Below are 26767 nucleotides of genomic sequence, written 5' to 3' on the forward strand. Positions count from 1 at the left end.
TTTCTGAAGAATTTCAGAAACCCGTTTTTTTATTTGGGGCGGGCATTTGGGCGTCTTCGGGTGAGGCGAAAAACCGCTCATTTCCACCAGATCTCATTCACCTTGTCGATTGTGGACTTTTAAGTCCACAATTTGGCCAAATAGGCAGCAGCAAAGGCGATGGCGGCAATCGCGTCCCGGGAGCCGCCAGCAGATACCGCGCCGCGAACCCGACCGGGAGAGGTACTATTCGGGCGTCAGTCGGCATCACGATCAGTCACTCCGGCGGGCAACGCCCCCGAAGACGCGACGTTTCACCGCGTCACTCCCGCAACACAAACCCCACCTTTCACCATGACCAGCCCCGCAACCATCACCTGGCCCGAAGCCGACGGCCCCCGCACCGCGCGTTGGCGCTCCGAAGCCGCGGTGCCGCCGCCCAGGCGCGTCGTTGTCGCGGATGACCGCACCACCGCCGACTCGGCCTACCGTCTCGCCTGTGAAGGCACGGCGCTGCTGTGGAACGGCGACTTCCAGAACGCCCGTCAATTGCTGCAGGCGGTCACGCGCCGGCTGGAACGCAAACCGCGCAAGCACGGCGAAACGCCGATCGACGCGTTCAATCTGCATCGCCAGGCGCAGTCGCAGCGTGCCCGTACGCTCGGCATGATTCTGATTCCGCTTGACGCCGCTTATGTCATCCCGCTTCGCCGCGCGCCTGAAGTACAGCAGGCCTGCATCGAAACCTACGGGCCGTCTAGCGACGAACCCTCGGTCGTGTCGCTGCGTGAATTGCTCGGGCTGATCGGTGCGCACGAGTGGCGCAAGAAGGGCGTGGAAATCCCCGCGCTCGGTGATCGCATCCATCCGCACTACGGCGTGTTTTCGCCGGTGCGCGGCGAGTATGTGGATCTGGTTGCGCGCACACCGCTGCCCTCATTGAACAAGGCGTTCGATATCGGCACGGGTACGGGCGTGCTGGCTGCGTTGCTGGCCAAACGCGGCGTGAAGAAAATCGTCGCGACCGACCAGGATCCGCGGGCGCTCGCCTGTGCGCGCGAAAACCTCATGCGTCTTGGCTACGATCAACAAATCGAGGTCGTGCAAGCCGATCTGTTTCCTGAAGGCCGTGCGCCGCTGGTGGTCTGCAATCCGCCATGGGTGCCGGCACGACCTGCGTCGCCGATTGAATACGCGATCTACGATTCGGAGAGCCGCATGTTGCTCGGCTTTCTGAACGGTCTGACGGAGCATTTGTCTCCGGGCGGGGAAGGCTGGTTGATCATGTCGGATTTCGCCGAGCATCTCGGCTTGCGCACACGCGAGTGGCTGCTTGCCGCGATTGAAACGGCGGGGCTGACCGTAGTGGGGCGAGAGGATATCCGCCCGCGGCATCCGAAATCGACTGATGAAACCGACGCGCTGCACACGGCGCGCGTGGCTGAACTGACATCGCTCTGGCGTCTGAAGGCACGCTAAGGCGAGCAAGGTCCGATGACGCGCCGCTGAAAAGCGGCGTTGTCAAACCGGCAAACCGCGCGCCTCGAGATACGCCAATGCGCCGCGTCCGGCCACTAGCCCGCTGGCAAAGCAGGCCGTGAGCAGATAGCCGCCAGTCGGCGCTTCCCAGTCGAGCATTTCGCCCGCGCAGAACGCGCCGGGCAAACGCTCGACCATCAAATGCTCATCGAGTGCTTCGAAAGGAACGCCGCCAGCGGTGCTGATCGCCTCCGCGATAGGCCGGGCCCGCGTGAGCCGCACCGGTAGCGCCTTGATTGCGTGCGCGAGCCGATTCGCATCGGCGAAGGCTTCCTTCGACAGCATCTCGTGCAACAAAGCCAGTTTGACGCCGCTAATCCCGATTCTGCCGTGCAGGTGAGTCGACATCGAGCGCGAGCCGCGCGGTCGCGCGACTTCGGCCACCACGCGCGCCAAAGTCAAGCCTGGTGCCAGGTCCAGCGTGATCGTGACGTCGCCGTCGGCCAGAATTCGCTCCCGGATAGCGGCCGACAGCGCGTAAATCAGACTCCCTTCGAGGCCAGTTTCGGTCAGAAGTATTTCACCTTGTCGATTGTGGACTTTATTGTCTACATCGGTGAGCGTGATGGCCACCGATTTCACCGGCTGGCCGGCGAATCGCTCGCGCAGATAGGGGCTCCAGTCTGCGTCGAAACCGCAGTTCGCCGGCCGCAACGGCGTCACCGGCACCTCGCGTGCGTTTAGAAGCGGCACCCAGGCGGCGTCAGATCCGAGTCGTGGCCAGCTTGCGCCGCCGAGTGCGAACACCACGGCATCGCAAGTCACGATTTGCTCGCCGCCAGGTGTTTCGAAGCGCAACGCGTGGGCAGCGCCGTTGCCGACACCGCTATCGTGGTTCCAGCCGGTCCACTTGTGGCGCATGTGAAAGTGCACGCCGGCTTCCCGCAACCGATGCAACCACGCGCGCAACATCGGCGCCGCTTTCATATCGGCCGGAAAAACGCGGCCCGAACTGCCAACGAAAGTTTCGACGCCAAGCCCCTGCAACCAGGCCCGCAGGGCTTCTGGGCCGAACATCTGGAGTAGCGGCTCGATCTGTTCGCGACGGGCTCCGTAGCGGCCAAGAAACGGCTCGAGCGGTTCCGAATGGGTGATGTTCATGCCGCCTTTGCCCGCCATCAGGAATTTGCGGCCAACTGACGGCATCGCGTCGTGGACGTCGACCTGTACGCCGTGCCGGGCGAGCGTCTCAGCGGCCATCAGGCCGGCGGGACCGCCGCCTATCACGGCGACACGGGCGGAATTGAAGGAGGATGACATGCGGTCCTGCGGATGGGGCGGAGGGGCGGCGCGCGCCTGATCTGGCGATCGGGAGGCGAAGGGCGCTATTTTCACACACGGGCGGCGTAGCACAAACCGGTGGCGCATGCCGATTGAGCCGGCTGAAAAACGCTGGGTTCGGGCGTTTTCGCACGCGCCCAGTCTGCGCTCGCTTCTTTGCAATCTCCGCACGCAAACTATACTTTGCAAACACCTTCCACCGGACGCAGTTCGCGTCTTCACCGCGTCAAACTACGCCGTTCCAAGTCCACCCGACGTCGTGAACGCGGTCGCGTCGCAGCTGGCGCCGTGGCCGGCGCGCCTGTTGGTGGTCTGGATGTTTGTTTCAACGTTGGATGAAGGAGATTGCCATGACTCGCAAATACATCGACTGTCGCGAGTTCCCGAGCGAAACGAATTGCACCGTTGCCCTATCCGCCGACAGCGAGAACGAATTGCTCGACGCGGCCGTGCAGCACGCAGTTACGGTTCACAAGCATACGGACTCGCCGGAACTGCGTTCCCAGCTCAAGACGCTGTTTCATGACGGCACGCCGCCGATCGAGGCGCCGCGCGCGTGATTCGTCGTCCTTCCTGAAGTCCGCCAGGTCCGGCACCAGTTCAGCATACGTAACCTGCGACTGATCGTTCAGGAGCTGGCTAATAAGCGCGAGCGGCGGCGTACCGCGTGCGCGGGTCGCGGCGTTGCCTGAGCGTCCTACCCGGGGTAAGCCTCATCCACCTTCAGGCCGGCCAGCTTGAAAATGACGCGCAGCGTTTGCGGTTTGATGTCGCGACGCGAAGCGAGCGTCGTCATGACGAAGTCGAGCACTTTCGCGTACTTGAGCATCGTCAGGCACGTCTCCATGTCAACGCTGCCATCTCGCATGATTTCGGCGAGCCGCAGCATTTCGGTGGAAATGTCGCGCGCCATCTCCAGTTCGAGCTGCTGCTTTTCCGACCACGCCGGCGCGGCGGTGAGCTTCGCCAGCATTTCCTGAAATTTCTGTTCGACGTTGCCGTTGGGTACGGTATCCATTTGCTGCCTCTTCTATTATCCAGCGCGCGCCCGTTTGCGATCGCGGCGCGCTGCTGGTTACGTAACGTTCGGTCCGTGTTCCGGGACCGTCCTCCCCACATGCATTCGGTTCGCGTGATCGATGCCACGGGCCGGTAGCCTGTTGTTATGCGTGACAGGGCTTGCGCCATCGGGTGAGCCGCCCGGCAAGATGCATTCAAGCCACGTCGGAACCGTCCCGCGTACTGCTCTTTTTGAGCAGGAAGTGTTCCAGGTTGCGGCATTTTTGCAGGGTCGACGCGGCTCCTCAGGTGAGCGGGCTGCGCTTTGGGTAAACTGGCAGCAACTTTTCCTTTTTTCCGTCATCTGTCGCACGTTCGCGTTGCAATCGATGGCGGTCCCCGGTCTCCACGATGTCCAGCAAAACCCACGAAATCCGTCCGAACCAGTCCGTCGAGCTGCTGAAGGAGCTTCATATCCTGACGCGCGACGGCAAGATGAACCAGGACAGCCGCCGCAAGCTGAAGCAGGTCTACCACCTGTTCCAGTTCATCGAGCCGCTGCTGAAAGAGCTTAAGGACCAGCAGGGCGCGGTGACACTCGTCGACCACGGCGCGGGCAAGTCATACCTAGGTTTTATCCTGTATGACCTTTTCTTCAAGGAGTTTCAGGACGCCGCTGGTGGGGCGTCGCACATTTACGGCATCGAAACGCGCGAGGATCTCGTGACGAAATCCGAGGAGCTGGCCGGCAGGCTGGGCTTCAAGGGGATGTCGTTCCTGAATTTGTCGGTGGCGGAATCGATTACGTCGGCGCGTTTGCCGCGCCAGATCGATATCGTGACGGCATTGCATGCGTGCAATACCGCGACTGACGACGCACTCCGGTTTGCGCTGGAAAAGCGTGCGAAGTACATCGTGGTCGTGCCGTGTTGCCAGGCCGAAGTGGCGGGGGTTTTACGGCAAAACAAGAGTAAATCGCTCGGTAATGCGTTGACTGAGATCTGGCGGCATCCCCTGCACACCCGGGAATTCGGCAGTCAGATTACTAATGTGCTGCGCTGCTTGCAGCTGGAAGCGCATGGCTATCAGGTGAATGTGACCGAGCTGGTCGGGTGGGAGCACTCGATGAAGAACGAACTGATTATTGCCCAGTTCAAGGATCTGCCGAGACGGCGGCCGGCCGAGAGGCTTAATGAAGTGATGGAGACGCTCGGGATCGAGGAGCTGAAAGAAAGGTTTTTCGTCGCCGGCTGATCTGTTTCCTGGTGGTGGTTTTGTCGCCACCACCGCGCGAACTACATTTTCATCAAATCATTCCAGCCTTTAAGACCGATCCGCCGAAGGGTCTCCTGATTTCGCTCGTAAATATCTTCCGCATCGGGAAAAGCCTGAACCGCCCGTTCAATACTCTTCTCGCGAAGTAAATGCAAAATCGGATAGGGCGCCCGATTCGTATAATTCTCGATATCATCAGGCTCGCTGCCTTCGAACTGATAATGAGGGTGAAAGCTGGCGATCTGGATAATGCCTTCCAGCCGAAGCTGCTTGATAAGCCGATCGGCAAAAAACAGGCAATCGTTATAATCGAGAAAATCGCCGAACGCCTGCGGTAAAACCAGAAGCGTGGTATCCACCGTTTCAGGATTTTCCGCGACGAGTGCCTGAATCTCGGTTTCAAGATCGGCTAAAACCCCTTCCATGTTCACAGCGTCGCTAATGGCATAGCGAATCTGCCCTTTCACATGCACCGCCTTGGCAAAAGGACATAAGTTGAGCCCGATCACAGCTTCTGTCAGCCAATGACGAGTAGCGGCGATAACAGCATCGTGAGAGTCGGCAGGCAATGACATGGCAAACAGCGAAAGGGGAAAGTGTCATTCTAACGGCGCGGACCGGCACCGCAGCACCGATCCGTGCCCTGCCACAACCGGCCGGCGAGAATCTCAACCCGCTTGCGTCCCGCTGCACGCCGCGGCGATCAACTGCGCCGCCACCTTCGGCGCGGCAAGAATCGGCCCGCAGCCGGGGCCATAGGTCTGGCTGGCCGCGTACACGCCTTCGATCATCAAACCCAGCGCGTTGGCCAAGGCCACCGGATCATCGGCGCCTGCGGCGGTCGTCAATTCCAGAAGCCGCGCCATCAGCCGCGCCTTGTTGCGAAACACAAATTGCCGCGCTGGATGGGTCGCGTCGGGAAACTCCACTGAGACATTCACGAAAGGACAGCCGCGATAGTCGTCGATCGAGGCACGCACGGCCAGGTCGTCGAAATATTGCTGAAGCTGTTTCGCGGGCTCGCCCGGATGCTTCGCGAAACTTTTCTCCACGTAGCCGAAGAACTGCTCGTCCTTGCGCTCCAGATACGCCATCACCAATTCGTCCTTCGACGAAAACTGCCGGTACAAGCTCATCTTGTTTACGCCCGCGCGCTCCACCACCGCGTCGACGCCGACTGCTCGCACACCCTCGCGATAGAACAGTTCGTCCGCAGCGCGCAACAGATGCTGCTGCGCTTGCGGGCCGGCTGTCTGCGCGCCGCGCGCGCGCCGTGCGCCGGCTGGTTTGAGGATTTCACTATCGGACATGGCATGCCACCTGAATTGAATTGACGCCTTGACATGTTACCGACCAGTAACTAATATCGCAACACTCATTGTGACTGATCTGTCACAAGTCCTTTACCGAAGTCGTAATAATACGAGCGGCGCGGCCTGCGGGCTGGCGTCGACTGGAGAACCGATGAACTGGGCAGCGAGACTGATTGGCGGACGATTTCACTATGGCTGGCTGACCGTGGCGGTGGTGTTTCTGGTGCTGCTCGCGGCGGCCGGCACGCGCGCCACGCCGAGCGTGATGATGGTGCCGCTGGAGCATCAATTTGCCTGGAGCCGCGCGACGATATCGCTCGCGATCTCCGTGAACATCGCGCTTTACGGCCTGATGGGGCCATTCGCCGCGGCGGCGATGCAGCGCTTTGGCGTGCGTCCTACCTTGCTGATTGCGCTCGGTACGATGGCGGCGGGCGTGGCGTTGTCGTCGCTGATGACGCATCCGTGGCAGATGGTTCTGATCTGGGGCCTGATGGTTGGTGGTTCGACCGGGGTGGCGGCGCTGTCGCTGTCAGCTACCGTGGTGACGCGCTGGTTTACCACGCATCGCGGCCTGGTGATGGGGATTCTCACCGCCAGTTCGGCAACCGGCCAATTGGTGTTCCTGCCGATGCTTGCGGCCGTCGCCGAACATTACGGCTGGCGCCAGGTGGTGTGGGTCGTCGCAGGCGCGGCGGCGGTCGTCTTGCCGCTGGTCGCGTTTCTGTTGCCGGAGCGGCCCGCGGATATGAAGCTGCGTCCGTTCGGCGAACCCGCGGACGCGCCGATCTCTGCCACCGTGACGAAGCAGAATCCGCTGGCCATCGCCTTCGGTACGCTCGCCATGGCGAGCAAGACGCGTGATTTCTGGCTGCTGTTCTTCAGCTTCTTTATCTGCGGTGCGAGCACGAACGGTTACGTCGGCACACACCTGATCGCCATGTGCGGCGACTACGGGATGACCGAAGTACAGGGTGCATCCCTGCTCGCCGCAATGGGCATCTTCGATCTGTTCGGCACGACGCTGTCGGGTTGGCTGTCGGACCGCTTCAATAGCCGCGTGCTGCTGTTCTGGTATTACGGGCTGCGCGGATTGTCGTTGATGTATCTGCCGCACGCTTTCGGCATCGATTTCTTCGGGCTGCCGTTGTTCGCCGTGTTTTACGGTCTCGACTGGATCGCCACCGTGCCGCCCACCGTGCGTCTCGCAACCGATGTCTACGGCAAGGAAGCGGCGCCGGTCGTGTTCGGCTGGGTGGTCGCCGGCCACCAGCTCGGTGCGGCTTTCGCGGCGCTCGGCGCGGGCATGCTGCGCGCGAGCCTCGGCACCTACACGGTAGCGTCGATGATTTCTGGCGGGCTGTGCCTGGTGGCTGCCGTGATCGTGCTGCGGATCAACCGCCCGGCCAAGGTGCCGGAGCCACAAGCGGTGTGAAGCAGCGCCCCTGTGCGCGGTGAAGATAGTGAACCAGCGCAAACGGCCTCATCCGGAGGCGTTTGCCATTGCAGCCGACGTGAAAACTAACTGCGCACTTGTTGGAGCGCGAGCGGCTCAGCCCGGTTATGCTATGACACCCCGGGCAGCCGCCCGTCGATCATGAATTTCGACCGAGAGAAGCGCATGACCAACAAACCCGCCCCTACCGCAGTTGCCATTCACGAGCTGATTGCAGGTCGTTGGAGTCCGCGCGCTTATTCGAGCGAGCCGGTGAGCCGGGAGCACTTGCATGCGGTGCTCGAAGCGGCACGCTGGGCGCCGTCTTCGTATAACGCGCAACCGTGGCGTTTCCTCGTGTTCGACCGCAGCGTCGATGAAGTCTCGTTCAAGCAGGCCTTCGCCACGCTGGTGCCGTTCAATCAGGGCTGGAATGCGCCGGCGCCGGTGCTGATCGCGGTGACTACGCACACGCTCACCAACAAGGGCGAAGTGAACCGTTGCGCGCCCTACGATGCGGGTGCCGCGGCGATGGCGCTGGTGCTGCAGGCGCATGCGCTCGGTCTCGCCGCGCATCAGATGAGCGGATTCGATCCGAACGCGTTCCGCGCTACGTTCAAGCTGCCGAACGACGTCGACGTGATCGCCATGATTGCGCTCGGTCATTACGGCGACGTCGACAAGCTCGACCCGGTGCTGCGCGAGCGCGAAAAGTCGGTGCGTCAGCGTTTGCCACTGGCGGATATTGCTTATGGCGGTGGGTGGAAGAAGGCGTTCTGAGGGCCTTTCAGCCTTTGGTGATAAGAACGCGCGGCGCTGACCGCGCGTTTTTTTATTCCGCGCGGCACTTGACGGTCGAGGCGCGGGGCTCATTCCCGCCGCTTTTGCCGCTTCAAGGCGCGTGGTTCATTCGGCGCCGTCCGCGACGCTCGAAAGCGGCGTGGCGACATGCTCAAGCGACTTGCGCTCCGCATCCACGCCCCAGATAGCGGCGATCACAGCCGCGGCGATCATCAGCCCCGAGCCGACCAGATAGCCGAAAAACACTTCGCTGCGCTGATGCGTATCGATCAGCCGGCCGAAAAACGCCGGACCGACGATGCCGCCCAGCGCTGTGCCGAACGCGTAGAACACCGCGATTGCCAACGCGCGGATTTCCAGGGGAAACGATTCGCTGACCGTCAGATAGGCCGAGCTCGCTGCCGCCGAGGCGAAAAAAAAGACCACCATCCACGCAATTGTCTGCGTCACGACGGTCAGCATCTGCTGCTCGAACAGGTAGCCGCTCAGCGTCAGCAGGATGCCGGACAGCGCGTAAGTCGCAGCGATCATCTTGCGCCGGCCGATGACATCGAAAAGCCGGCCGAGCAGCAGCGGTCCCAGGAAATTGCCGAGCGCGAACGGCAGCAGATACCAGCCGATGTGGTCGCCCGGCACGTGATAGAAGTCGGTCAGCACCAGCGCATAGGTGAAAAAGATCGCATTGTAGAAGAACGCCTGCGCGGTCATCAACGACAGGCCGACCAGCGCGCGCCGTCGGTGCACGTTGAACAGGGTGTGAAACACCTCGCGCAGCGGCGTGTGGCCGCGTGCCCGGAGTCTTAGCCCTGTGAGGTCGTCGTCCGACAGTGCGTGGCCTTCATTGCGAAAACGCGTTTCGATGCCCTCGACGATCGAGCGCGCGTCGGGTTCGTCGCCGTGCGTGAGCAGCCAGCGAGGACTTTCGGGCACCCAGATGCGCATCGGCAGAATCGCCAGCGCCAGCACCGCGCCAATGAAAAAACAGGCGCGCCAGCCCCAGTCGCTCGGCAGCAGATTCGGATCGAGCAAGATCAGCGAGCCCGCCGCGCCGAGTCCCGCGCCGACCCAGAAGGTGCCGTTGATGCCGAGATCGGTCCAGCCGCGCACTCGCGCGGGCGTGAACTCCTGAATGGTCGAATTGATCGCCGTATATTCGCCACCGATGCCTGCGCCGGTGAGAAAGCGAAACAGCAGGAAACTGGCGAGATTCCACGATAAAGCAGTCGCCGCGGTGGCGGCCAGATACAACGCGAGTGTGATGAAGAACAGCTTGCGACGGCCGAGCCGGTCGGTCAACCAGCCGAAGCCGAGCGCGCCGAACACGGCGCCGGCAATGTAAGCGCTGCCGGCGAGACCCACGTCGGCGTTGGTAAAGCGCAACGATGGGCTAGACTTCAACGCACTCGCTACCGCGCCCGCCAGCGTCACTTCAAGACCGTCGAGCAGCCACGTTACGCCCAGCGCGACGACGATCCGCGAGTGAAAGCGCCCCCACGGCAAGCGATCGAGCCGCGAGGGCAGGTTGGTTTCAATGACGGCGGCGTTTTTCTCGTGGACGACAGCGGTAGGCGGCGCGCTCATTGCTATAAGTCTCCTGATTGCCGAAAATTGGCGGCATATTCTGTCGAATTCAGCAATTTTTGTTCCGTCGAGTGGGCTTGGACATGATCGCGGGCATCCCGGAAAGCGTCAGTTGATGCTGATTGGGCTTTCGTGTTACAAAGCCGCTCCCCTTTCTGTCCGCGCCAGCCGTGAGCGGCGATTCCTGCCATGAACTATTGCGCGATTGACTTCGGTACTTCCAATTCGGCCGTGGCCGTCCCTGACGGCGCTGCGCTTAGGCTTGCGCCCGTCGAGGGCGCCAATACGACCCTGCCGACCGCCGTCTTTTTCAACACCGACGAGAACACCCGCGAGTTCGGGCGTGCGGCGTTGGCCGCGTACATCGACGGTTTCGACGGTCGTTTGATGCGCTCCATGAAAAGTATTCTCGGCTCGCCGCTGGCCGAGAATTCGACCGATCTCGGCGACGGTTCGGCGATCAAGTACACGGACATCATCGCGATTTTCGTCGACCACCTGAAGCGCTCGGCCGAGAAGAGCGCAGGCGGCCCGATCAGCCGCGCCGTATTGGGCCGCCCGGTGTTCTTCGTCGACGACGATCCGCGCGCGGACCAGATGGCGCAGCGGCAGCTCGAGGCCGCGGCGCGTTCAGTCGGTTTGCAGGAGATTCACTTTCAGTATGAGCCGATCGCGGCGGCGTTCGACTACGAATCGCATCTGACCGAAGAGGGACTCGTGCTGGTGGCCGACATCGGCGGCGGTACGTCGGACTTTTCGCTGGTGCGGGTGGGGCCGGAGCGCGTGAAGCGCGTTGAACGTAAAGACGATGTGCTGGCGCACCACGGCGTGCACGTCGCGGGTACCGATTTCGACCGTCGCGTCGAACTGGTGACGATCCTGCGCGAACTCGGCTACCAGACGCTCGACCCCGAAGGCCGGGAGATTCCGAATCGCATCTATTTCGATCTGGCCACCTGGCACCTGATCAACACGGTCTATGCGCCGAAGCGCGTCAGCGAACTCGCGCTCATGCGGCATCTGTTCATCCAGATCAAGCATCACGACCGCCTGATGCGCGTCGTGGAGCGCCGCTTGGGGCATGCGCTGGCGGCCCACGCAGAAGAGGCGAAGATCGGCGTGGCGGCGGGCGGAGAGACGGTGATCGACCTCGACGAAGTGGAAGACGATCTGCGCCTCGCATTCGACGAAGCGCAACTCATCAAGGCCGGGCAGGACGAGACCCTGCGCATCGTGCAGGCGGCGCGTGATACGGTGCAGGCGGCCGGCGTGGCCCCGCGCGATGTCGACGCGATTTACTTCACAGGTGGTTCGACTGGATTAGCGTTTCTATCGGGTGCATTAGCAGCGGCATTTCCGGATGCCAAAGCGGTATTCGGCGACCGTCTTGCCAGTGTCGCGACAGGTCTCGGTATTCACGCGCGGCGTGTGTTCGGATAACCGAACCGATCCAATCGCACACTGCGAAGATAATCACCGGTTGCGTTTGCGACGGATATAAAAAAACCCCGCCGAGGCGGGGTTTTTTGCGTCCAGAAGGAAGCTTGCTTACGCCGGCTTGATGTTAGCAGCTTGCTTGCCCTTCGGGCCCGTCTTCACTTCAAACGTAACCTTTTGGTTTTCTTGCAGCGTCTTGAAGCCTTCCGTGCGGATTTCCGAGAAATGCGCGAACAGATCTTCGCCACCGCCGTCCGGCGTGATGAAGCCAAAGCCCTTTGCGTCATTGAACCACTTGACGGTACCGGTTTCCATATTACTTGTTCCTAAAGATGGTAAATAAGGCCGAAGCCCAATGGGTGCGCATGAAAATCAAGGAAGGGGGTAATGGGACCAACCGGAGTACCGTTGATGGGCGAACTACGAAAGACCAATTCACTCGCCGCTTGAAATCCTGCCCGAACGTTATACGGCGATTTCGATCGAAGGTCAACACTCTCATCCCATTTTTACAAAAATTTGCTGGGTGAGGGTAAATTTTTCTTACAAACCTTTCCGTGCGGGCGGAAATTTTGCTAGGGACAACCCTTGGTTTCGCTGCAACGCGCAGGTGCAACCGTTAAACTACGCGCCGCGCGTCGGTTGCACCTCTGGGATGGCCGTCGCGCTTGCATGCGCGTCACCCGTCTCCGCGCCACAAGCGACGTCACGCGGTGCCGGCATGGTTCTGCTGCAATTTGCATGGGACCGGGGTAAGTATGGGACCGGAGTAAGTGCTTTGCATGGGACCGGAGTAGCGCGCTGTAGCGCGAACTCTGGTCGACAGCTAAAGCGCCCACTCCGGTCGACACACTCACTCCGGCCGACACAGGAGAAGATGTGAAAAGTTCTATACAACGGAACATCGGACCGGTCGCGCTATTGCTGACCGGCTTGGGTTCGATCATCGGATCGGGCTGGCTGTTCGGTGCGTGGAAGGCTGCAAAAATCGCCGGACCCGCTGCTATTTGTGCATGGGTGATCGGCGCGGTCGTGATTCTCGCGATTGCGTTGACTTACGCGGAACTCGGCGCGATGTTCCCCGAGTCCGGTGGCATGGTGCGTTACGCTCGCTATTCGCATGGCGCGCTGGTGGGTTTCATCAGTGCATGGGCCAACTGGATTGCTATTGTCTCCGTGATTCCTATCGAGGCTGAAGCATCCATTCAATATATGAGTACCTGGCCGTATTCGTGGGCGCACGCGCTATTCGTGGATGGCTCATTAACTACCAACGGGCTATTGCTGTCCGCCGCATTGGTGATCATTTACTTCCTGTTGAACTACTGGGGCGTGAAGCTCTTCGCGCGCGCCAATTCGGCGATCACGGTCTTCAAGTTCCTGATTCCGGGCGCGACCATTCTCGGCTTGATGCTGACGGGTTTCCACAAGGAAAACTTCGGCGAAGTGAGCACCTTCGCGCCGTATGGCTGGTCGTCGGTGCTGACGGCTGTGGCGACGAGCGGTATCGTGTTCGCCTTCAACGGTTTCCAGAGTCCGATCAACCTCGCCGGCGAAGCGCGCAATCCGGCCAGGAGCGTGCCGTTCGCGGTGATCGGCTCGATCCTGCTGGCTCTCGTGATCTACGTGCTGCTGCAGATCGCGTATATCGGCGCGGTGAGCCCCGGCGATGTGATGAAGGGCTGGAGCCACTTCAACTTCGCTTCGCCGTTCGCGGAACTGGCGATCGCGCTGAACCTCAACTGGCTGGCGATCCTGCTGTACGTCGACGCGTTCGTGAGCCCGAGCGGCACTGGCACGACCTACATGGCGACCACCACCCGCATGATTTACGCAATGGAGCGCAACAACACGATGCCGAAGATGTTCGGTAACGTGCACCCGTTCTACGGGGTACCGCGTCAGGCGATGTGGTTCAACCTGTTCGTGTCGTTCATTTTCCTGTTCTTCTTCCGCGGCTGGAGCTCGTTGGCGGCGGTGATCTCGGTCGCGACCGTGATCTCGTACCTGACTGGCCCGATCAGCCTGATGGCGCTGCGCCGCGCGGCGACGGATCTGGAGCGTCCGCTGCACATTCCGGGCATGAAGATCATTGCGCCGTTCGCTTTCGTGTGCGCATCGCTGATTCTGTACTGGGCAAAGTGGCCGCTGACTGGCGAAATCATTCTGCTGATGGTCGTCGCGCTGCCGGTGTACTTCTATTTCCAGGCAAAGTCGGGTTTCAGCGGCTGGGGGCGTGATCTGAAGGCGGCATGGTGGCTCGTCGCCTATCTGCCGGTGATGGCGATCCTGTCGCTGATCGGCAGCAAGGAATTCGGCGGCCATGGCATCCTGCCGTATGGCTGGGACATGCTGGTTGTGATCGCGTTCTCGCTGGTGTTCTATTACTGGGGCGTGCATAGCGGCTACCGTTCGGAATACCTCGAAGAGCGGCAGACGCACGACGAAGTGCTCGAAGGCATAGGCGCACATTAAGTTGCCGCGCTAAGTCTTCTGCCGGATTTTCGTGATCCGGCGCAGTATGAAAAAAGCCCACCTGAGTTGCTCAGGCGGGCTTTTTTCGTTTGCGGCGCCTTGACCGTGGTCTGACGTTTCGATGGCGTTGCGTCGACGCTGAATCAGGCGGTGCCGAACACGTAATTCGTCATGGCGAGCGACCGTTGATAGGTCCCAAGCGATTGAATCGCCAGCGAATAATCGTCGTCTGCCGCACCCAGCGCCGCGAATACGGGCAGCAGATGTTCGTCGGTCGGATGCATCAGCACCGCGTGCGGCGCCTGTCGGCGATAGTCGAGCAACGCGTCGATGTCATGGGCGGCGAGCCTGGCCTCGAACCAGTCGGTGAATTCGGCCACGCGCGGATCGGCGTCTTCCGGGCGCGCGGAGAAGTCCGCGGCGCGCAGGTTATGGGTGATCTGCCCCGAGCCGATCAGCATCACGCCGTCGTCTTTTAGCGAGCGCAGCGCGCGACCCACGCGGAAATGGTGGGCGGCGTCCATGTGCGGCTGGATCGACAATTGTGCGACCGGCACGTTGGCTTCCGGGAACATCAGCAGCATCGGTACCCACGCGCCGTGGTCGAGCCCATGCGGCTGCGCGGCGGTCAGCATGCCGTGTTCGCCGAGTAGCACAGCGGCACGGCGTGCCACATCGGGCGCGCCCGGCGCCGGATATTGAATTTCATACAACTGACGCGGGAAGCCGTAGAAATCGTGGATGGTTTCCGGCGCTGTGGACGTGCTCGCCACCGGCTGCGCCGTGCCCCAGTGGGCCGACAGCATCAGAACGGCTTCAGGACGCGGTAGTTGCGCCGACAGCGTGCCGAATTCGGCGGACGGCAGGAGCGGGTCGATCGGCAGCGTAGGCGCGCCGTGGGAAAGGAAAAGCGACGGTAAGCGATTCATGGCAGCAACGCCGCCGCAGGAATGCGGCGCGAAAGTGGGGTTGCTATCAATATAGGTCCTTACCAGCGTTTGATAAACGGGTGAAATCGGAATTGATTATGTCGCAGGCGTTATTAATGGTGATGGATCGATTGTCGGACGCCGCTCGTCTCGCTCGCCGGGTCACGGCAACGTAGCGTCTGCCTTCGCGCCATGCGCGGCGGCGGCATGTCGTCCCGCGAATTATTCCTGCGCGCCGCGCAATCCTTGCCACGCCGGCGACATAGCAGGCCCGAGTGCGAACAGATCCAGCACGCGCGCCGTCGTGTGATCGACCATTTCGTCGATCGAGGCGGGCTGGTTATAGAAGGCGGGCAGAGGCGGAAAGATCACGCCGCCCATTTCGGTGACGGCCGTCATGTTACGCAGATGCGCGAGATTGAACGGCGTTTCGCGCACCAGCAGCACGAGCCGGCGGCGCTCCTTGAGCGTGACATCGGCGGCGCGGGTAATCAGGTTGTCGGAAAAACCGTGCGCGACGCTGGCAAGCGTCTTCATCGAGCAGGGAGCGACGACCATGCCGTCGGTGGCAAACGAGCCGGACGCGATGCTCGCGCCGACGTCGCGCACCGAGTGGACGACATCCGCGAGGGGATGCACGTCTTCTTTGCTCAACTGGAGTTCATGCTGGATATTGAGCCAGCCGGCGCTCGAAATCAGCAGATGACTTTCGACGCCGCCCAACCTGCGCAACGTCTCGAGCAACCGGATGCCGTAGATGGCGCCGGTTGCGCCGGTGATCGCCACGATCAGCCGGCGCGGCGCCGCAGCACGTGTTTCCATGGCTCGCGGCGCCTTATCGGAGGACAGCAGAGGTTCGGACAGCGGCCACTACAACGGCCATTTAAGCCGCGGCAAACAGCTGCTGCAGTTCGCCCGATTCGTACATTTCCATCATGATGTCCGAGCCGCCGACGAATTCGCCCTTCACGTAGAGCTGCGGAATGGTCGGCCAGTTCGAGAACTGCTTGATGCCCTGGCGGACTTCGTCGTCTTCGAGCACGTTGACGGTTTTGATTTCACCGACGCCGCACGCTTTCAGGATCTGGATGGCGCGGCCGGAAAAGCCGCACATCGGGAACTGAGCGGTGCCCTTCATGAAGAGGACGACGTTGTTGTCGTCGACGATTTGCTTGATGCGTTGTTGCGTATCCATGACTGACCCTGCGGTTCCGTGATGTGTAGAGAATAGGCTGAAATGATAGCGGATTTCGGTACGGCCGGCCGAGGGCCGCTTTCCTCCTCGGCGATCGAGGCCATCCGCCGAGGTTAGCCGGGCAACTGCCCGCCGCCGATTCGCTCGATGCCGGCGAGATCCTGCTCCGAGCGCACGTGCGTAAAACCTTGCGCCGTCAGCAAGCTACGGACGGCTTCTGCCTGATCGTACCCGTGTTCGATCCACAATACGCCGTTGGCGGCCAAACGTGTGGGCGCGCCCGCGACGATCTTACGGATCGCGCTGAGCCCGTCGGCTTCGTCGGTGAGCGCGCCGCGCGGTTCGAAGCGCAGATCCCCTTCCGACAGATGCGGGTCGCCGCTGGCGATATACGGCGGGTTGCTGACGATCACGTCGAAGCGCAAGGCGGTGTCGAGCGAGCCGTACCAGTCGCTTTGCTGCAGTACCAAGGCACCGCCGGGGCGTTTGGCGTCAAGCAGGCGCGCCGCATTGCGCGTGGCGACCGCCAGCGCTTCGGCCGAACGATCCAGTGCCCAAACCCGCGCATCTGGCCGCATCGACGCAATCGCTACGGCAATCACGCCGGTGCCGGTGCCGAGATCGAGCACGCGCGGCCGCGAAATGTCTTCCATGGCTGCCAACGCCGTTTCGACCAGCAATTCGGTTTCGGGGCGCGGGATCAGCACGTCCGGCGTCACTTCGAAATCAAGCCCAAAAAACTCGCGCGCGCCGACCAGTTGCGCTACCGGCTCACCGGCGACACGCCGCGTTTCCAGCGCCCGATAGCGCTCGACAATGCTGCTCTCGAGCGGTTCCTCGCCGCGCGTGATCAGTTGCGTATGCCGCCACCCAAGCACGTGTGTGAGCAGAATTCTCGCTTCGAGCGGCGGCAGTGGCGAGGCGCGCAACAGCGCGGCAGGCGTGACCGGATCCATCGGCGCTTAGTCTGCGTCGCCGAGCGATGCCAGCAACTCGGCCTGATGTTCGCTGACCAATGCCGCGATCAATTCGTCGAGATCGCCGTCCATGATTGCGTCGAGGCGATACAGCGTCAGATTGATCCGGTGATCCGTCAGACGTCCTTGCGGGAAGTTGTAGGTGCGAATCCGTTCCGAGCGGTCGCCCGACCCGATCAGGCTTTTACGCGTGGCGGCTTCCTTCGCCTGCTGCTCATGGGACTGCTTGTCCTTGATACGCGCGGCCAAAACCTTCAACGCACGATCCTTGTTCTTGTGCTGCGAGCGGTCGTCCTGACATTCGACGACGATCCCCGTCGGCAAGTGCGTGACACGCACGGCTGAGTCGGTTTTGTTGATGTGCTGACCGCCCGCGCCGGACGCGCGGAACGTGTCGATCCGCAGATCGGCCGGATTGATCTCGACTTCGCCGATCTCGTCCGCTTCCGGCATCACCGCGACCGTGCAGGCCGACGTGTGGATGCGGCCCTGCGTTTCGGTCGCCGGCACGCGCTGCACGCGATGGCCGCCCGACTCGAACTTCAGCTTGGAATAGGTGGCTTCGCCGGCAATCCTCACGATCACTTCCTTGTAGCCGCCCAAGTCCGATTCGCTCGCCGACATCATCTCGACCTGCCAACGATTGCGTTCGGCAAAGCGCAGATACATGCGCAGCAAATCGCCCGCGAACAGCGCCGATTCGTCGCCGCCTGTTCCGGCGCGGATTTCGAGGAAGATGTTGCGGTCGTCGTTGGGGTCTTTCGGCAGCAGCATTTTCTGCAATTCGCCGCCAAGCTTTTCCATCCGCTCGCGTGCCGCGCGAATTTCTTCTTCCGCGAAGTCGCGCATCGACACGTCCGCCAGCAGTTCCTGCGCGGTCGCCGCGTCGTTCATTGCGTGGCGCCACAGCGCGTAATGCTCGACGACCGGCCCGAGCTCGGCGTGTTCACGCGTGAGCTTGCGGTATTGGTCGAGATTCGAGGTGACGTCCTCGCGGCTCAACAGGTCGTTCAGTTCGGCCAGCCGGATAGTGAGCTGGTCGAGCTTGCGTTGCATGCTCGTTTTCATCGGACGGGTATCGGAGCGGGCTCCGGCAAGGATGGCGACTAGGGGAGTGGGCGGATGCCCTGGTCAGAAGCACGTCGCGGGCCAGTCAGGGCGGCGCGGACGGTGCGGCAGTGGTTGCGCCGCTAACGCTCCGAGGAACCGGAGTGTTTGTAGAAGCCGCTCATCAACTCGATGAGCGTGTCACGGTTCTCGCTGCTCGCGCGATTGAGCGCGTGCGTGGGGCCGTGGATCAGTTTGTTGGTGAGCGATTGCGACAACGCTTCGAGCACCGCTGCCGGGTCGTCGCCGCGTGCGAGCATTTTCTGCGCGCGCTCGACTTCGGCGCGACGCAGCACGTCGGCCTGCGTATGCATATGGCGGATCACCGGCACGATGCTGCGCGCGTCGAGCCATTGCATGAAATTCTGCACGCGCGTTTCGATGATCGTTTCGGCCTGAGCGACCGCGGCTTGCCGCGACGCATTGCCTTCGCGCACGATTGCGCCGAGGTCGTCGACGGTGTACAGGAAGACGTCTTCGAGCTTGCCGACTTCGGGTTCGATATCGCGCGGCACCGCCAGATCGACCATGAAAATCGGCCGGTGACGGCGTGCCTTCACGGCCCGCTCGACCGCGCCCAAGCCGATGATCGGCAGAGTGGAGGCGGTGCACGACACGATGATGTCGAACTCATGCATGCGCGCGGGCAGTTCCGACAGCGGAATGGCACGGCCGTTGAAGCGTTCGGCGAGGCGTGTGCCGCGCTCAGCGGTGCGGTTTGCGACGACGAGTTCGCGCGGCTGCTGCGCCGCGAAGTGCGTGGCGCACAACTCGATCATTTCGCCCGCGCCGATGAACAGCACGCGCTGGTTCGACACCTTGTCGAAAATCCGCTGCGCGAGCCGCACCGCGGCTGCCGCCATGGAAACCGACTGCGCGCCAATTTCGGTGGTGCTGCGCACTTCCTTCGCGACGGCGAAGGTGCGCTGGAACAACTGGTTCAGATAGGTGCCGAGCGCACCGGCTTCAGACGCCGTGCGCACTGCATCCTTCATTTGTCCGACGATTTGCGTCTCGCCCAGCACCATCGAATCGAGCCCCGAGGCGACGCGGAACGCGTGGCGCACAGCTTCCGACTGCGGCAGCGCGTAAACATGGGGCGCGAGTTCCTCGATGGGCAGGTTGTGGTACTTCGAGAACCACTGGATCGCGGCTTCACGCGCGGCCTGGTCGTCGGTCGCGCAGTAGAGCTCGGTGCGGTTGCAGGTGGACAGAATGGCGGCTTCCGGCGCCGTGCGGGCGGTGCGGCCCAGCCAGACGCTCTTGAAGGTGTCCAATGCGGGCTTGATCTGCTCGAGCGGAAACGCTACGCGTTCGCGCAAGGCGACGGGCGCAGTGTGATGATTGATTCCGATCGTTAGAAGCTGCATATGGGGGGACTATGGTTTCGCCTCATATTATAGCGTTTTCACGATTCTTACCTGGTGCACGCGTCATCCCGCGTCTACAAGGCCCTCCGGCGGGACCGCGTCGAGTTGATAACCATAGCCGTAAAGCGGTGTCAGGCAATAGCCGAATTCCGGGCGCAACTGCAATTTGGTCCGCACCCGCGACGCATGGGTGTCGACAGTGCGCGACCGTACGTCGCGGCGGCGTGTCCAGACGGTTTCGAGAATATGCGCGCGCGATACCGGCCGCGACAGATTGGTGAACAGCAGTAGCGCAAAGCGGTATTCCTTCGGCGTCAGGGCGACCGTGTGATTGCGGAAGGTGACGGCGAATTGCGCTGCGTCGAACGCATAGCCGCCGATCAGATCGCGACGCCGGTTGGGCGGCCGCCGCAAGCCCGTGCGCCGCAGCAACGCGTCGACGCGGGCCAGCATTTCCGGCCCGCGGACCGGCTTGGTCAGGCAATCGTCGGCTCCAGCGTGCAGCGCGGCGACGATCTGGCTCTCGCGCGGTTCCGAGAACAGCACGATCACCGGCAAGCTCGGCAGGATGGAGCGGGCGCGCGGAATCACGTCTTCGGCGGAATGGTCGCCGGCCCAGCTTTCGGTGATGAGAAGATCGAAGAATTCGTCGGCAGCGCGATGGAGGAACGGCGTGCTCGCGGTGAAGTGCTGGCACACATGGCCGCCGGCAAAAATCAGGTGGCCGACCAAGGTGGCGTGTCGAAGGTCCGGCTCGATGAGGGCGATTCGCATGGGGCGCTTTCAGCTTGGCATTACCAAGGACCAGGCTTCTCCGTAAGGCCTGCAGCTTGCCTAACATCACCCCGACCCCTAAACTCAACCGCTATGCGGAAAGCGCCGTGCTGAACGTTTATAGTTAATGAGACAAAAATGCTAGCTGTCCTGGCCCTTTTCGCCCATGAGACGAATCTGAAACTGCGCGAGAGTTGCTGCCGCGTGAGCTGCTGCTAATGGGGTGGCCCGGAATCCTGGTGCTGGGCGCAGTGATCGGCCTCGCGGGCTGGTGGCTGCATCCGTTGCGCCGCTCGAGCGGCTCGAATCGCGCCCAATGGTGGATAGCGCTGCTCGCCGGCCTGCTCGGCGCGGCTGTCGCGCGCATGGCTGGCAACGTGGTTGGTCTCTTTCATGATGGCGGTACGCTCGAATGGCCGGTATGTACCGCCGTCGCGCTGGTCGCCGTTGCCGTGACGGTCGGCTTGCTTTCCCGTCGATGAATATTTGCAGGTGACTCCGATGAACGCCCGTCTCCCCGAAACCTCCTCCATCCCCGAACGGCTCGCGACATTGCGCAATGCGATGGCGCGCGAAGGCGTAGCCGCCTATCTGGTGCCATCCGCGGATCCACATCTTTCCGAATATCTCCCCGAGCGTTGGCAAGGCCGGCAGTGGTTGTCGGGGTTCACCGGCTCGGCCGGCACGCTGGTCGTGACCGCCGATTTCGCCGGCGTGTGGACCGACAGCCGCTATTGGGAACAAGCCAACGCGCAACTGGCCGGCACCGGCGTTCAGTTGATGAAAATGACGGGCGGGCAGCAGACCGCGCCGCATTTCGAATGGCTCGCGGAGAACGTCGCGAGCGGCGGTACGGTTGGTGTGGACGGTGCCGTGCTCGGTGTGTCGGCGGCGCGCGCGTTGAGCCAGGCGCTCACCGCGCGTGATGTGAAGCTGCGCACTGACGTAGATCTGTTCGACGCGATCTGGCCGCAGCGACCGTCGCTGCCCGCTGCCGCCGTGTTTGAGCATGCCGCACTGCACGCGAGCATCGCCCGGTCCGAAAAGCTCGCGCAGATTCGCCGCGCAATGGCGGAGAAGGGCGCGCAGTGGCATTTCATTTCCACGCTCGACGACCTTGCATGGCTTTTGAATCTGCGCGGCGCCGACGTCAGCTACAACCCGGTGTTCGTGGCGCACGCGCTGCTCGGTCTGGAAAGCGCGTCGCTCTTCGTTGCCGACGGCAAGGTGCCGCAAGCGTTGGCCGATGCGCTCGCGCGCGACAACATCAGCGTCGAACCGTATGCGAAGGCAGCCGGCGCGCTGGCCGCGCTGCCCGTCGGCAGCACGCTGCTGATCGACCCGCGCCGCATTACGTATGGCTCGCTGCAATCGGTGCCGTCCACGGTGAAGGTCGTCGAGGCGGTCAACCCGTCCACGTTCTTCAAATCGCGTAAGACCGAGGCTGACGCGGAGCACGTGCGCGCGACGATGGAACAGGACGGCGCGGCACTCGCCGAATTCTTCGCGTGGTTCGAAGGCGCGTTGGGCCGCGAAACGATCACCGAACTGACGATCGACGAGCGCCTGACGGCGGCCCGCGCGCGCCGTCCGGGCTTCGTGTCGCTGAGCTTTGCGACGATCGCCGGCTTCAACGCGAACGGCGCGATGCCGCACTACCGCGCGACCGCCGAAGCGCATTCGGTGATCGAGGGCAATGGCCTGCTGCTGATCGATTCGGGCGCACAGTATCTGAGCGGCACGACCGACATCACTCGCGTCGTGCCGATCGGCACCATCAGCGAGGCACAGCGGCGCGATTTCACGATCGTGCTGAAAGGCACCATGGCGCTGTCGCGCGCAAAATTCCCGCGCGGCATCCGTTCGCCGATGCTGGACGCGATTGCCCGCGCGCCGATCTGGGAAGCCGGCGCCGATTATGGTCACGGTACCGGTCACGGCGTGGGCTATTTCCTGAACGTGCACGAAGGCCCGCAGGTGATTTCGCACTACGCGCCGGCCGAACCGTGGACGGCTATGGAAGAAGGCATGATCACCTCGGTCGAGCCGGGCCTTTACCGGCCAGGCAAATGGGGCGTGCGGATCGAAAACCTTGTGCTCAATGTGCCCGCGGAAAAGACCGAGTTCGGCGATTTCCTCAAGTTCGAGACGCTGACTCTGTGCCCGATCGACACGCGCTGCCTCGACCTGTCGCTGTTGCGTGACGACGAGCGCGCGTGGCTCAATGCCTATCATGAGACGGTGCGCACGCGCCTGTCGCCGCATGTCTCGGGCGAGGCCAAGGCGTGGCTCGAGTTGCGTACACAACCTATCTGATCTCGTCGCACGAGTTGACTGACGGAGCGTGCATGGCCATCAAGGCAGTGGTGTTCGATTTCGGCGGCGTGCTGATCGACTGGAGCCCCGAGTATCTGTACCGTCAGTTGATCCCTGACGAAACGGAGCGCCGCTGGTTTCTGACTCACGTCTGTTCGATGGACTGGGTGATCCGCCAGGACGGCGGCCAGCCGATCGTCGAGGCCACAGACCAACTGATCGCGAAGTTTCCCGATCACGCACCGCTGATCCGCGCGTTTTACGAACGCTGGCACGAGATGGTGGCCGGCGTGCTGGAAGAGGGCGTCGCGATCATGGAAAAGCTCGAGGCGGCCAATGTGCCGCTTTTCGGGCTGACGAACTGGTCGGCGGAGACGTTTCCCTACGCGTGGGAACACTACCCCGTGTTGCGGCGATTCCGCGACACCGTCGTGTCGGGCAGGGTGAGGCTGGTGAAACCGGATCCGGCGATTTTCGCGGAAATGCGTCAGCGGATCGAGGCGCAATTGCCGGGCATTGAGCCGGACCAACTCGTCTTCATCGACGACAATCTGAAAAACGCCGAGGCCGCAACGGCATTGGGCTGGCACGGGGTACATCACACAAGCGCGGCGCGAACTGAAGCGAGGCTACGCGAGCTGGGCTTGCCGGTTTAAACGCGGGATGCCGGTTGAAGCGAAGCTGCGGTGCGGCTTCGCGTTGACGCTCGCTCAACGTCCAACGCCCAGCGTCCAGCGTCCAACGCGTAAAGGCTAACGCCCAACGCTGAGCGGCGCCGTCCGCCTCGCCCTGCCTACTGCCCGAGCAGATTCTTCAACGCGTTACCCAGACCTTTCACGGTTTCCCCGGCGCCCTTCGCCACGCCTTCGACGCTCACGCCCATCGCTTTCGCAAAACCGGTGCCGAGGCGCGTCATCAGACTTTCCCGCACCGAAAACTTCGGGTCGCGCAAATTCCCATCCAGCGTGAAATGCAGCGTGATATCGCCGTTGTGCGACTTGAGCGCGGCGATGGCGGCCTTGGTCGGGATCGACATGAAGGTGTCGAGCGGATTGCCGCTGTCGGCGAGTTGCAGATTGTGGATCGTCACCGTGCCGGGCGCGTGCAGCTGATAGTTGCGCACGGTCGAGTCGACTGTCAGGTCGACCGTGCCGCCTGTCACCTGCGCCTTCGCGCCGGTCTTTTTCACCAGGTAAGGATCGAGCATCACCACATCGACGCCGCGCAGTTGGCTGGTGGTCTGCGAATCCTTATTGGCGATCTTGATCCACCCGCCGAACGAAACCGTGCCCGTATGCGCCGGGCCTCTGATCGAGCCGGTGAGGTTGACTGTGGTCGGTTCGCTGAGCGCGGGCAGTTGCAGGTGATCGACCGTCGCGTTCGCGTTGCCGACCGTCACCTTGAACGCCGGCGGTCCGACCGTCATATCGTAGAAATGGAAGTTGCCTTGTTCGAAGCTGATGTGGTCGATCAGCTTTTCGCGGGGGGCGGATATTGCGACGCCGCTGGCTTCTTCATCGGACTTGTTCACGGATTCCCGCAGATTCGGCATCAGGCGGATCGCGCCGTCCTTGCTACGCAACACCGCTATGTCGAAGCCGCGCACCACCACGCTGCGAATATGCATGCGGCGCGCGATCAGATCGCGAATGTCAGGCGTGACGATGATTTCGTCGGCCCGCAAAGGGTCGCCGGCGGGCCAGTCGGGCGGCGCCTTGAGCCGAACGTTGGTGAGATGGACTGAGGTGAGGCCGACCCGGATACTTTCGGCGCTGCCGAGTGGGCCGAGCGCCGCTATCACGCGTTCCTTGACTTCGCGCTGCGCGAACTGGAGCGCACCGACCGCGACGACAATCAGCACCAGCAACACACCGCCTACGGCAATGGCCCAGCGCTTGCCCTTCGACATCGCCATGCTTGCCTCCTCGTCGCCGCGCCGTGCGCGGTGTGGGTGTGATCGGCCTGTGCGCGCGCCAGTGCGACGCGCATTGATTTGCCTCGGCGGAGTTGCTGCTTCCTGGCGGGACAACGTGTATCGCGCCAGGGCACGCAAAACGTGTGCCTTGGCGCTCATCCGCCGAACGCCTCGCGTTGCCAGGTTCAGAAGCCCGTTTCTGCGCTGTGTTCGTAGCAGCGGCGTTGCGCTGCGTATCTCGCATCTCCGGAGCGCGCGGCGGCCTGACTACACCGACCGCCGCCCGGCTCGCGATTTATCGCGCGATCGGCTTGTAACGCAGGCGCTTCGGACGTGCCGCTTCTTCACCAAGACGCGCGCGCTTGTCCGCTTCGTATTCCTGGTAATTACCGTCGAAGAAGGTGATTTGCGAATCGCCTTCGAACGCGAGGATGTGTGTCGCGATGCGGTCGAGGAACCAGCGATCGTGCGAGATGACCAGCACCGAGCCCGCGAATTCGAGCAACGCGTCTTCAAGCGCACGCAGCGTTTCGACGTCGAGATCGTTCGACGGTTCGTCCAGCAGCAGCACGTTGCCGCCCGCGATCAGCGTCTTCGCCAGATGCAAGCGGCCGCGTTCACCACCCGACAGGTTGCCGACGATTTTCTGCTGATCGCCACCCTTGAAGTTGAAGCGGCCGATGTACGCACGCGACGGTGTTTCGTACTTGCCGACCGTCAGCACGTCCGCACCACCGGAGATTTCCTCGAACACGGTTTTCGAGGCCTCGAGCGCGTCGCGGCTCTGGTCCACATACGCGAGCTTGACCGTCGGGCCTTGCACGATCTCGCCCGAATCCGGCTGTTCGCGGCCGGTCAGCATGCGGAACAGCGTCGACTTACCGGCGCCGTTCGGCCCGATGATGCCGACGATCGCGCCCGCCGGAATCTTGAAGCTGACGTCGTCGAGCAGCAAACGGTCGCCATATGACTTGCTGACGTTCTTGAACTCGATCACCTCATTACCCAGGCGGTCGCCGACCGGGATGAAAATTTCCGAGGTCTCGTTGCGCTTCTGGTAGTCCTGACTGTTCAGTTCCTCGAAGCGGGCGATACGCGCCTTCGACTTTGCCTGACGGCCCTTCGGGTTCTGGCGCACCCACTCCAGTTCCTTCTTGATCGCCTTCTGACGCGCCGATTCCGACGACTCTTCCTGCTTCAGGCGCTCTTCCTTCTGGTCGAGCCAGCTGCTGTAGTTGCCCTTCCACGGAATGCCGTGGCCGCGGTCGAGTTCGAGAATCCACTCGGCGGCGTTATCCAGGAAGTAGCGATCGTGGGTCACGGCGACGACGGTGCCCGGGAAACGCGTGAGGAACTGTTCGAGCCAGTCGACCGATTCCGCGTCCAGGTGGTTGGTCGGCTCGTCGAGCAGCAGCATGTCCGGCTTTTCGAGCAGCAGCTTGCAGAGTGCTACGCGGCGCTTTTCGCCGCCCGACAGGTGTTCGATCTTCGCGTCCCACGCCGGCAGGCGCAGGGCGTCGGCGGCGATTTCGATTTGCTGTTCGGCGCTGCCGTCGGTGGTGGCGAGAATGGCTTCGTACTTCGCCTGCTCTGCGGCGAGCGCGTCGAAGTCGGCGTCCGGCTCCGCGTAGGCGGCGTAGATTTCGTCGAGCTTCTTTTGTGCGCCGAAGACGTCGCCGAGACCTTCCTCGACTGCTTCACGCACCGTCTTGTTCGGATCGAGCTGAGGTTCCTGCGGGAGATAGCCGATGTTCAGGTTCGGCATCGGCGTGGCTTCGCCTTCGATGTCCTTGTCCACACCGGCCATGATGCGGATCAGCGTCGACTTGCCCGAGCCGTTCAGGCCGAGCAGGCCGATCTTCGCGCCGGGGAAAAACGACAGCGAGATGTCTTTCAGGATTTGACGCTTGGGCGGCACGATCTTGCCGACCCGGTTCATGGTGAAGACGTATTGGGCCATTTGCTTGCAGTAGACGTTGACGACGCCGGCCGCGTGGGGGCGGGCGGTCGTGGGTGGATGGGTAATCGGTGTTATGGCCGGGCAGTGCGCCCGACGCCGGCCGGCGCGG

The 26767-nt window shown here is 62.3% G+C and carries 25 protein-coding genes; 10 read left to right on the forward strand and 15 right to left on the reverse strand.

The genetic code is table 11. The features are described 5' to 3' along the window. The first annotated feature begins 333 nt into the window (after positions 1–333). On the forward strand, positions 334–1458 hold the full coding sequence (locus P0D84_RS01505) for a methyltransferase (protein ID WP_408331830.1): 1125 nt from the start codon (positions 334–336) through the stop codon (positions 1456–1458). Positions 1459–1500: 42 nt separating this feature from the next. Here P0D84_RS01505 and P0D84_RS01510 read toward each other — a convergent pair whose 3' ends face one another. Then, entirely contained in the window at positions 1501–2778 is a 1278-nt protein-coding gene (locus P0D84_RS01510) for a TIGR03862 family flavoprotein (protein ID WP_408331832.1), read from the reverse strand. 371 nt (positions 2779–3149) lie between these two features. Here P0D84_RS01510 and P0D84_RS01515 point away from each other — a divergent pair, with 371 nt between their 5' ends. Beyond that, positions 3150–3359, forward strand: coding sequence for a DUF1059 domain-containing protein (locus P0D84_RS01515; RefSeq protein WP_408331834.1), 210 nt, complete (start codon positions 3150–3152; stop codon positions 3357–3359). Positions 3360–3496: 137 nt separating this feature from the next. On the opposite strand, the gene P0D84_RS01520 is transcribed toward P0D84_RS01515, so the two are convergent. Further along, entirely contained in the window at positions 3497–3817 is a 321-nt protein-coding gene (locus P0D84_RS01520) for a type II toxin-antitoxin system HicA family toxin (protein WP_028199662.1), read from the reverse strand. 392 nt (positions 3818–4209) lie between these two features. On the opposite strand from P0D84_RS01520, the gene P0D84_RS01525 reads away from it, so the two are divergent. After that, the gene (locus P0D84_RS01525; protein WP_408331837.1) at positions 4210–5052 is read left to right on the forward strand and encodes a class I SAM-dependent methyltransferase; all 843 of its coding nucleotides are present in this window, start codon (positions 4210–4212) and stop codon (positions 5050–5052) included. 41 nt (positions 5053–5093) lie between these two features. Here P0D84_RS01525 and P0D84_RS01530 read toward each other — a convergent pair whose 3' ends face one another. Both P0D84_RS01530 and P0D84_RS01535 read right to left on the reverse strand, forming a co-directional pair. Continuing rightward, positions 5094–5648 (reverse strand): DUF1415 domain-containing protein, encoded by a 555-nt coding sequence (locus P0D84_RS01530; RefSeq protein WP_408331839.1) that lies wholly within the window; start codon positions 5646–5648, stop codon positions 5094–5096. Between the two features lie 93 nt (positions 5649–5741). Continuing rightward, the gene (locus tag P0D84_RS01535; protein ID WP_408331841.1) at positions 5742–6383 is read right to left on the reverse strand and encodes a TetR/AcrR family transcriptional regulator; all 642 of its coding nucleotides are present in this window, start codon (positions 6381–6383) and stop codon (positions 5742–5744) included. A 154-nt stretch (positions 6384–6537) separates the two neighbouring features. Here P0D84_RS01535 and P0D84_RS01540 point away from each other — a divergent pair, with 154 nt between their 5' ends. Both P0D84_RS01540 and P0D84_RS01545 read left to right on the forward strand, forming a co-directional pair. Further along, positions 6538–7821 (forward strand): MFS transporter, encoded by a 1284-nt coding sequence (locus P0D84_RS01540; protein WP_408331843.1) that lies wholly within the window; start codon positions 6538–6540, stop codon positions 7819–7821. Between the two features lie 186 nt (positions 7822–8007). Continuing rightward, positions 8008–8601, forward strand: a complete 594-nt coding sequence (locus P0D84_RS01545) for a nitroreductase family protein (RefSeq protein ID WP_408331845.1) — start codon at positions 8008–8010, stop codon at positions 8599–8601. Positions 8602–8727: 126 nt separating this feature from the next. Here the strand turns inward: P0D84_RS01545 and P0D84_RS01550 are convergent, their stop codons facing one another. Continuing rightward, complete coding sequence (locus P0D84_RS01550; protein WP_408331847.1) at positions 8728–10203, reverse strand: MFS transporter; 1476 nt, start codon at positions 10201–10203, stop codon at positions 8728–8730. Between the two features lie 189 nt (positions 10204–10392). On the opposite strand from P0D84_RS01550, the gene P0D84_RS01555 reads away from it, so the two are divergent. Then, a complete protein-coding gene (locus P0D84_RS01555; RefSeq protein ID WP_408331849.1) occupies positions 10393–11643 on the forward strand; it encodes an Hsp70 family protein in 1251 nt (416 codons plus the stop codon). Positions 11644–11751: 108 nt separating this feature from the next. Here the strand turns inward: P0D84_RS01555 and P0D84_RS01560 are convergent, their stop codons facing one another. After that, on the reverse strand, positions 11752–11955 hold the full coding sequence (locus P0D84_RS01560) for a cold-shock protein (RefSeq protein ID WP_060858913.1): 204 nt from the start codon (positions 11953–11955) through the stop codon (positions 11752–11754). A gap of 564 nt (positions 11956–12519) precedes the next feature. Here P0D84_RS01560 and P0D84_RS01565 point away from each other — a divergent pair. Then, complete coding sequence (locus P0D84_RS01565) at positions 12520–14115, forward strand: APC family permease (RefSeq protein WP_408331851.1); 1596 nt, start codon at positions 12520–12522, stop codon at positions 14113–14115. Between the two features lie 143 nt (positions 14116–14258). On the opposite strand, the gene P0D84_RS01570 is transcribed toward P0D84_RS01565, so the two are convergent. From P0D84_RS01570 to P0D84_RS01600, 7 genes are all read right to left on the reverse strand, one after another. Then, entirely contained in the window at positions 14259–15044 is a 786-nt protein-coding gene (locus P0D84_RS01570) for a DODA-type extradiol aromatic ring-opening family dioxygenase (protein ID WP_408331853.1), read from the reverse strand. A gap of 222 nt (positions 15045–15266) precedes the next feature. Continuing rightward, positions 15267–15866: a UbiX family flavin prenyltransferase gene (locus tag P0D84_RS01575; protein ID WP_408331855.1), complete on the reverse strand. Its 600-nt coding sequence runs from the start codon at positions 15864–15866 to the stop codon at positions 15267–15269. A 61-nt stretch (positions 15867–15927) separates the two neighbouring features. Beyond that, entirely contained in the window at positions 15928–16239 is a 312-nt protein-coding gene (gene grxD, locus P0D84_RS01580; RefSeq protein WP_179734661.1) for a Grx4 family monothiol glutaredoxin, read from the reverse strand. A 113-nt stretch (positions 16240–16352) separates the two neighbouring features. Then, on the reverse strand, positions 16353–17195 hold the full coding sequence (gene prmC / locus P0D84_RS01585; RefSeq protein ID WP_408331857.1) for a peptide chain release factor N(5)-glutamine methyltransferase: 843 nt from the start codon (positions 17193–17195) through the stop codon (positions 16353–16355). Between the two features lie 6 nt (positions 17196–17201). Further along, positions 17202–18284: a peptide chain release factor 1 gene (prfA, locus tag P0D84_RS01590; RefSeq protein ID WP_408331859.1), complete on the reverse strand. Its 1083-nt coding sequence runs from the start codon at positions 18282–18284 to the stop codon at positions 17202–17204. 122 nt (positions 18285–18406) lie between these two features. Then, positions 18407–19693: a glutamyl-tRNA reductase gene (hemA, locus tag P0D84_RS01595; protein WP_408331861.1), complete on the reverse strand. Its 1287-nt coding sequence runs from the start codon at positions 19691–19693 to the stop codon at positions 18407–18409. A 63-nt stretch (positions 19694–19756) separates the two neighbouring features. Further along, on the reverse strand, positions 19757–20467 hold the full coding sequence (locus P0D84_RS01600) for a response regulator transcription factor (protein ID WP_408331863.1): 711 nt from the start codon (positions 20465–20467) through the stop codon (positions 19757–19759). A gap of 218 nt (positions 20468–20685) precedes the next feature. Here P0D84_RS01600 and P0D84_RS01605 point away from each other — a divergent pair, with 218 nt between their 5' ends. Genes P0D84_RS01605 through P0D84_RS01615 form a run of 3 tightly spaced genes read left to right on the forward strand, consistent with a single transcriptional unit; the run spans position 20686 to position 23439 of the window. After that, positions 20686–20949 (forward strand): hypothetical protein, encoded by a 264-nt coding sequence (locus P0D84_RS01605; protein ID WP_408331865.1) that lies wholly within the window; start codon positions 20686–20688, stop codon positions 20947–20949. A 19-nt stretch (positions 20950–20968) separates the two neighbouring features. Next, positions 20969–22783, forward strand: coding sequence for an aminopeptidase P family protein (locus P0D84_RS01610; RefSeq protein ID WP_408331867.1), 1815 nt, complete (start codon positions 20969–20971; stop codon positions 22781–22783). Positions 22784–22815: 32 nt separating this feature from the next. Continuing rightward, on the forward strand, positions 22816–23439 hold the full coding sequence (locus tag P0D84_RS01615) for an HAD family hydrolase (RefSeq protein WP_408331869.1): 624 nt from the start codon (positions 22816–22818) through the stop codon (positions 23437–23439). Between the two features lie 137 nt (positions 23440–23576). Here P0D84_RS01615 and P0D84_RS01620 read toward each other — a convergent pair whose 3' ends face one another. Both P0D84_RS01620 and ettA read right to left on the reverse strand, forming a co-directional pair. Beyond that, on the reverse strand, positions 23577–24698 hold the full coding sequence (locus P0D84_RS01620) for a DUF748 domain-containing protein (RefSeq protein ID WP_408331871.1): 1122 nt from the start codon (positions 24696–24698) through the stop codon (positions 23577–23579). 295 nt (positions 24699–24993) lie between these two features. Continuing rightward, positions 24994–26658: an energy-dependent translational throttle protein EttA gene (gene ettA, locus P0D84_RS01625; protein ID WP_408331873.1), complete on the reverse strand. Its 1665-nt coding sequence runs from the start codon at positions 26656–26658 to the stop codon at positions 24994–24996. Positions 26659–26767 lie beyond the last annotated feature (109 nt).

Source organism: Paraburkholderia sp. RL17-337-BIB-A (assembly GCF_046025895.1).
Taxonomy (GTDB): Bacteria; Pseudomonadota; Gammaproteobacteria; order Burkholderiales; family Burkholderiaceae; genus Paraburkholderia; species Paraburkholderia fungorum_C.